The following is a 7,513-nucleotide window of genomic DNA, read 5'->3' on the forward strand; positions in this document are numbered from 1 at the left end:
TCGCTTTTTTATTTGGACATGGCCGGCGCAGCCGGTTCTTCGAAGGGGTGGCGCGCCAGCGCGCGTTCGCCCGGCGACTTGCGGCGCAAGCCGTCGAGCAGGACGTAGACCACCGGCGTGGTGAACAAGGTCAGCACCTGGCTGGCCAGCAGGCCGCCGATGATGGCGATCCCGAGCGGCTGGCGCAGCTCGTACCCCTCGCCGAAGCCGATCGCCAGCGGCAGCGCGCCCAGCGCCGCGGCCAGGGTCGTCATCAGGATCGGGCGGAAGCGCAGCAGGCAGGCTTCGCGCACGGCCTCCACCGCCGACACCTCCTTCGAGCGCTCGAGTTCGAGCGCGAAGTCGATGATCAGGATCGCGTTCTTTTTCACGATGCCGATCAGGAGGAACACGCCGATCAGGGCGATGATCGAGAACTCCATGTCGAACATCAGGAGCGCCAGCACCGCGCCCACGCCGGCCGAGGGCAAGGTGGACAGCACCGTGATCGGATGGATCAGGCTTTCGTACAGGATGCCCAGCACGAGATAGATGACGACGATCGCGGCCAGGATCAAGAGCGGCTGCTCCTTGCTCGACTCCTGGGCCGCGCGCGCGGTGCCCTCGAAGCTGCCGCGCACGTTGGACGGCATGGCGATGTCGGCTTCGGCCTGGCGCACCGCGGCCTGCCCGTCTTCCAGGTTGTAGCCTTCGGCCAGGTTGAAGGAGACCGTGGTGGCCAGTTCGCCGTCCTGGTGATTGACCGAGGTCGGGGTCGCGCTTTCGGCGAAGCTGGCGATGCTTGACAAGGGCACCATCGTGGTGGCGCTGTTGGCCAGGGCCGCGCCGCTGGAGGCGTCGCGCGTGCCGCCGAGGGTGGAGGCCGGCGCCGGGGTGCTGCCGGCTGCGGCGCCGCCGGCGCCCCCGGTGCTTGCTCCGCCGCCGCTCGGGCGCGCCGGCACGTAGACGTCGTTCAGTGCCTGCGGCGACTGTGCATACTTCTGCGCCACGCCCATGATCACGTTGTACTGGTTCAGTTCGTCGTAGATCCGGGCGACCTGGCGCTGGCCGAAGTTGTTGTACAAGGCGTTGTTGACGTCGCGCGTGTTGATGCCCAGGCGCGCGGCGCTGTCCTTGTCGATCGTGACGTACATCTCGACCCCGTTCTCGGCCTGGTCGGTATCGACGTCCACCAGGGCCGGCTGGCGCCGCATGGCGTCGGCCAGCCTGGTCGCCCATTCCTTCAGGTCGGCGCTGCTGTCGCTCTTCAGGGTGTACTGGTAGGTCGAATTGCTCGAGCGCCCGCCCATGCGCAGGTCCTGCACCGGGTTCAGGAACATGCGCACGCCGGTTACCTTCTCCAGCTTCGGCCGCAGGCGCGCGATCACGGCCTGGCCCTTGTCGGTGCGTTCGGACGCGGATTTGAGGTCGATGAACATGAAGCCGCCGCCGGCCCGTCCGCCGCCGGTAAAACCGACCACCGTGTTGACCGCCGGGTCGCGCCGGATGATGTCGACGATCTGGTGCATCTTGCCCTGCATTGCCTGGAAGGAAATGCTCTGGTCGGCGCGGATGCCGCCGCTGATCTGGCCCGTGTCCTGCTGCGGGAAGAAGCCTTTCGGGATCGCCGTGAACAAATACCAGTTCAGGCCGATCACGAAGACCAGCATCACCATCACCAGCGCCTTGCTGTCGAGTGCCCAGTCGAGCGAGCGCGCGTAGCCGCGCAGCACGCGGTTGAAGCCCGCCTCGAGCCAGCGCGACAGGCGGCCCTGCTCGCGCTCGACGGTATGGCCCTTCTTGAGGAGCCAGGCGCACATCATCGGCGTGGTGGTGAGCGAAATCACGAGCGAGATCATGACGGCGGCGGACAAGGTGACCGCGAACTCACGGAACAGCCGGCCCACCTGTCCGCCCATGAACAGCAGCGGGATGAAGACGGCCACCAGCGACAGGCTGATCGACAGGACGGTAAAACCCACTTCGCGCGCGCCAAGCAGCGCGGCGGCCATCCGGTCCATGCCCGCTTCGACGTGGCGCGACGTGTTTTCCAGCACCACGATGGCATCGTCGACCACGAAGCCGGTGGCCACCGTGAGCGCCATCAGCGACAGGTTATTCAGCGAAAAGCCCAGCATCCACATGACGCCGAAGGTGCCCAGCAGGGACACCACGGTGGCCACCGCCGGGATCACGGTGGCGCGCGCGCTGCGCAGGAAGACGCTCACCACCAGCACCACCAGCAGGATCGAGAGCATCAGCGTGAACTCGACTTCGTGCAGCGAGGCGCGGATCGAATGGGTGCGGTCCGACGCCACCTGCAGCCTGATGTCGCCCGGCAGCTGGGCCTGGAGCGACGGCAGCAGCGCGCGCACGCCGTCGACCGTCTCGATGACGTTCGCCGCCGGCTGGCGCGTGATCAGCACGATCACGGCCGGCTCGCCGTTGAACAGGCCGAGCGTATTGATGTTTTCCGGGCCGTCGACGACCTCGGCCACGTCCTGCAGGCGCACCGCGGCGCCGTCGCGCCAGGCGACCACCAGGCCGCGGTAGTCGGCGGCGGTGCGGCCGCCGGTAGCGGTATCGGACTGCGAATAGATCTGCAAGCGGTTGCCGTTGCCTTCGATCGCGCCCTTCGGGCGGTTCGGGTTGCTCGACTGGATGGCGGCGCGCACGTCCTCGGCCGAGACACCGAGGCGGTTCAGGGAATAGGGATTGAGGTCGACCCGCACCGCCGGCAGCGAGCCGCCGCCGATCTCGACTTCGCCCACGCCCGGCACCTGGGCCAGGCGCTGCTGCACGATGTTCGACACCGCGTTGTAGATCTGGCTCGGGGAACGCGTCTGCGAGGTCAGCGCCAGGATGATGACCGGCGCGTCGGACGGGTTGGCCTTGCGGTAGGTCGGGTTGCTGCGCAGGGTCGCCGGCAGGTCGGCCCGGGCCGCGTTGATCGCGGCCTGCACTTCGCGCGCGGCCGAGTCGATCTTGCGGTTCAGGTCGAACTGCAGGCTGATGCGGGTCGAGCCGTTGCCGGAGTTCGAGGTCATCTCGTTGACCCCGGCGATCACCCCCAGCCTGCGCTCGAGCGGCGTGGCGACGCTGCTGGCCATGGTTTCGGGACTGGCGCCCGGCAGCGAGGCCGACACCGAAATCGTCGGGTAATCGACCTGCGGCAGCGGCGACACCGGCAGCACGAAGAAGGCGGCGATCCCCGCCAGCGCCAGCCCGAGCGTCAGCAGGACGGTCGCGATCGGGCGCCGGACGAAGGGCTGGGAGAGATTCATGCGCCGACCCCGCGTGGCTTGGCCGGCGCGTTGCCGCTCCAGCGGCGCGCAAGGCGGTCGAAGGCCAGATAGATCACCGGCGTCGTGAACAGGGTCAGCAGCTGGCTGACGACCAGGCCGCCGAAGATCGCCAGGCCCAACGGCCGGCGCAGCTCGGCGCCCTCGCCCCAGCCGAGCATCAGCGGCACGGCGGCGAACAGCGCGGCCAGGGTCGTCATCAGGATCGGGCGGAAGCGCAGCAGCGCCGCCCGGCGGATGGCGTCGACCGGCGCCATTCCCTGGTCGCGCTCGGCCTCGATCGCGAAGTCGATCATCATGATCGCGTTCTTCTTGACGATGCCGATCAGGAGGATGATGCCGATGATGCCGATCACGCCCAGCCCCTGCCCGGACACCCACAGCGCCAGCAGCGCGCCGACGCCGGCCGAGGGCAGCGTCGACAGGATGGTCAGCGGGTGGATATAGCTCTCGTAGAGCACGCCGAGCACGATATACACGCAGACCACGGCGGCCAGGATCAGCCAGAGCTGGTTCGACAGCGAGTTTTCATAGGCGCCGGAAGCGCCGAGGAAGTGCAGCGTCACCGAGGGCGGCAGCTTGATGTCGCCGGCGGCCGCGCGCACGGCATCGACCGCCTGCCCGAGCGAGGTGCCGGGGCTGGTGTCGAAGCCGATGGTCGCCGCCGGATACTGGGCCACCCGCGTCACCTGCAGCGGCGCCTCTTCCTGGCGGATGGCCGCCACCGCCGACAGCGGCGTCGGCTGGCCGGAACTGGTGCGCAACTGCAGGCGGCCGAGGGCTTCCAGCGACATCGCATCACTCTGCTGGGCTTCCAGGATCACCCGGTACTGGTTGGTCTCGGTGAAGATGGTCGAAACGATGCGCTGGCCGAAGGCGCTGTAGAGGGCGTCGTCGATGTTCGCCGCCGTGATGCCCAGGCGCGAGGCGGTGTCGCGGTCGATGTGGACCACGGCCGCCGCGCCGCGCGCGCCGGCGTCGGTCGTCACGTTGCGCAGCTGCTCCTGCCGGGCCATCCGGGCGACCAGCTTCTTCGCCCATTCGGTCACGGTGGCTTCGTCGGCGCCTTCGAGCGAGACCCGGTACTGGGTCGGGCCGCTTTCGGCGTCGATCGTCAGGTCCTGCGTCGGCTGCAGGTAGAGCCGCAGGCCGGCCACGTTCGCCACGCGCCGTTGCAGGCGCGTCATGATCTCGTCGAGGTCGCCGCGCCCGTCCTTCAGGTTGATCAGCATGGTCCCGGTATGCAGCATCGTGTTGTTGGCGGCATCGACGCCGACATTCGAGGCCAGCGACGCCACTTCCGGATCCTCCAGGATCGCTTTCGCGGCGGCCTGCTGCATCTCGGCCATGCGGTCGTAGGAAATCGCCTGGCGCGCCTCGACCCGGGCCTGCAGCTGGCCCGTGTCCTGGGTCGGGAACAGGCCTTTCGGGATCATCACCCACAGCAGGGCCGTGAGCGCCAGCGTGCCGACGGCGACCAGCAAGGTCAGGCCCTGCCGCGCCAGCACCCGGTCCAGGCCGCGGTCGTATTGGGCGATGACGCGATCAAAAAAGGCTTGCGTCTTGCGCGCCCACCTGCCCGGCTTTTCTTCCTCGAGGCTGCGCAACCAGCGCGCCGACATCATCGGCACCAGGGTCAGCGACACCAGGGCGGAAATCAGGATCGTGATCGCCAGGGTGACGGCGAACTCGCGGAACAGGCGGCCGACCACGTCGCCCATGAACAGCAGCGGAATCAGGACGGCGATCAGCGAGACCGTCAGCGAGATGATGGTGAAACCGATCTGCGCCGCGCCCTTGATGGCGGCGGCCATCGGCTGCTCTCCCTCTTCGATGTAGCGGGCGATGTTCTCGATCATGACGATCGCATCGTCGACCACGAAGCCGGTCGCGATCGTCAAGGCCATCAGCGACAGGTTGTTCAGGCTGTAGCCGAGCAGGTACATGATGCCGAAGCTGCCGATCAGCGAGATCGGCACGGCCAGGCTGGCGATCACGGTGGCGCGCACGCTGTGCAGGAAAGCAAAGATGACCAGCACCACCAGCATCACGGCCAGCAGCAGTTCGAGCTGCACATGGTCGACCGAAGCGCGGATGCCGGTGGTGCGGTCGGAGAGCACGTCCAGGCGCAGCGCGGCGGGCAGGCCGGCCTGCAGTTCCGGCAGCCGCTCCTTGATGGCGTCGACGGTGGCGATCACGTTCGCGCCCGGCTGGCGCTGGACGTTGAGGATGATCGCGGGTTTCAGGTTGGCCCAGGCGCCGAGGCGCACGTTCTCGGCGCTGTCGACCACCTGCGCCACGTTCTCCAGGCGCACCGGCGCGCCATTACGGTAGGCGACGATCAGGTTTTTATAGTCCTCGACCGTCACCAGCTGGTCGTTGGCGTTGATCGCATAGGCGCGCGTGGGGCCGTCGAAGCTGCCCTTGGCGCTGTTGGCGTTGGCGGACGTGATGGCGGTGCGCAGCGAGTCCAGGCCCAAGCCGTAGGACGCCAGCGCTTCGGTGTCGGCCTGCACCCGCACGGCCGGCCGCTGCCCGCCGGAGAGCGTCACCTGGCCCACCCCCGAAACCTGGCTGATTTTCAGCGCCAGGCGCGTGTTGACCAGGTTCTGCACTTCGGTCAGCGGCAGCGTATCGGAGGTAATCGCCAGCGTCAGCACCGGCGCGTCGGCCGGGTTGACCTTGGCGTAGACCGGCGGCGCCGGCAGGTCGGCCGGCAGCAGCGAGCCGCCGGCATTGATCGCGGCCTGCACTTCCTGCTCGGCCACGTCGAGCGTCTGGCCCAGGCCGAACTGCAGCGTGATGACCGAGACCCCGGCGGCGCTGGTCGAACTCATGCGGGTCAGGCCCGACATCTGGCCGAACTGGCGCTCGAGCGGGGCCGTGACGGTGCGCGACATCACCTCGGGACTGGCGCCGGGATACAGGGTCTGGACCTGGATGGTCGGGAAGTCGACCTGGGGCAGCGCCGACAGCGGCAGGAACTTGTAGCCGACCAGGCCGGACAGCACGATGGCCAGCATCAGCAGCGCCGTGGCGACCGGGCGCCGGATGAACGGGCCGGACGGGCTCATGGCGTCACCTCATACCCTGCGCCCACCATCATTGCGCCGTCCCTTCGCGCGGGCGGCGCGGGCGTTCGCCCTGCGCGCCGGCAGCCGGCGCGGCGCCTTCGGCCTGCGCACCCTGCCCGCCGCGGCCGCCCTGGCGTCCGCCCGCCCCGCCCTGCGGCCGGTCGCCCGGCAGCGTTACCTTGGCCCCATCCTTGAGGCGGTCGGCGCCTTCCGTGATCACCCGCTCGCCGGGCTTCAGGCCGGTTTTCACTTCGATGCGGTCGGCCGTCGCATGCCCGCGCGTGACCGGGCGCAGCGACACGGTGCGCGCCTGCTCGTTGAGGACGTAGACGAAGTCGCCGTCGGCGCCGTGGCGCAGGGCGTTGACCGGCACCACGACGGCACCCTCGATGGTGCGCAGCTGCAGGCGCAGGTTGACGAACTGGCTCGGGAACAGTTTATTGTCGGCGTTTTCGAAGCGAGCCTTGGCGCGCACGGTGCCGGTCTGGGTGTCGACCTGGTTGTCGAGGGCGGCGAAGCGGCCGCTGGCGAGCGTAGTGCTGCGCGTGCGGTCGAGGGCCGTGGCCGGCAGCGTCGCGCCCTGGGCGATGCGTCCCTGGAGTTCCGGCACCTGGTCCTGCGGCACCGCGAACTCGACGTCGATCGGCGAGAACTGGGTGATGACCGCGATGCCGTTGGTGTCGTTGCTCCCGACCAGGTTGCCGATGTCGACCGTGCGCAGGCCGACGCGACCGGAAATCGGCGCCTTCACCTGGGTATAGCCCAGGTTCAGGCGGGCCAGGTTCTCGGCCGCGGTGTCGGTTTTCACGGTTGCCTCCAGCTGGCGCACCAGCGCCGCCTGGGTGTCGACCTCCTGGCGCGCGATGGAATCCTGCTCGAGCAGCGTGCGGTAGCGCGACAGCAGCAGGCGCGCGTTCTCGAGCTGGGCTTGGTCGCGCTGGCGCTGGCCGGTCGCCTGCAGCAGCGCGATTTCGGATTGGCGCGGATCGATCGTCGCCAGCACCTGGCCGGCACGCACGACCTGCCCTTCGTTGAAATGGATTTTTTGCAGCACGCCCGACACCTGGGGCCGCACAGTGGCGACCGCGGCCGGCGTCACCGTGCCCAGCGCCTCGAGCGTGACGGGAATGTCGACCTGCTCGGCGGTGGCAACCCCGA

The 7,513-nt window shown here is 68.8% G+C and carries 3 protein-coding genes; all 3 read right to left on the reverse strand.

Features of this window, described 5'->3' with window-relative positions:
- Positions 1 to 8: 8 nt before the first annotated feature.
- On the reverse strand, positions 9 to 3,263 hold the full coding sequence (locus tag ACFPAH_RS19170; protein WP_379748490.1) for an efflux RND transporter permease subunit: 3,255 nt from the start codon (positions 3,261 to 3,263) through the stop codon (positions 9 to 11).
- The gene (locus tag ACFPAH_RS19175) at positions 3,260 to 6,355 is read right to left on the reverse strand and encodes an efflux RND transporter permease subunit (protein WP_379748492.1); all 3,096 of its coding nucleotides are present in this window, start codon (positions 6,353 to 6,355) and stop codon (positions 3,260 to 3,262) included. The genes ACFPAH_RS19170 and ACFPAH_RS19175 overlap by 4 nt, the downstream gene beginning before the upstream one ends.
- 28 nt (positions 6,356 to 6,383) lie before the next feature.
- Positions 6,384 to 7,513, reverse strand: a 1,130-nt coding sequence (locus tag ACFPAH_RS19180) for an efflux RND transporter periplasmic adaptor subunit (RefSeq protein WP_379748494.1), incomplete at its 5' end; no start/stop codon positions are given.

Source organism: Massilia sp. GCM10023247, from assembly GCF_042653325.1.
Classification (GTDB): Bacteria; Pseudomonadota; Gammaproteobacteria; order Burkholderiales; family Burkholderiaceae_D; genus Telluria.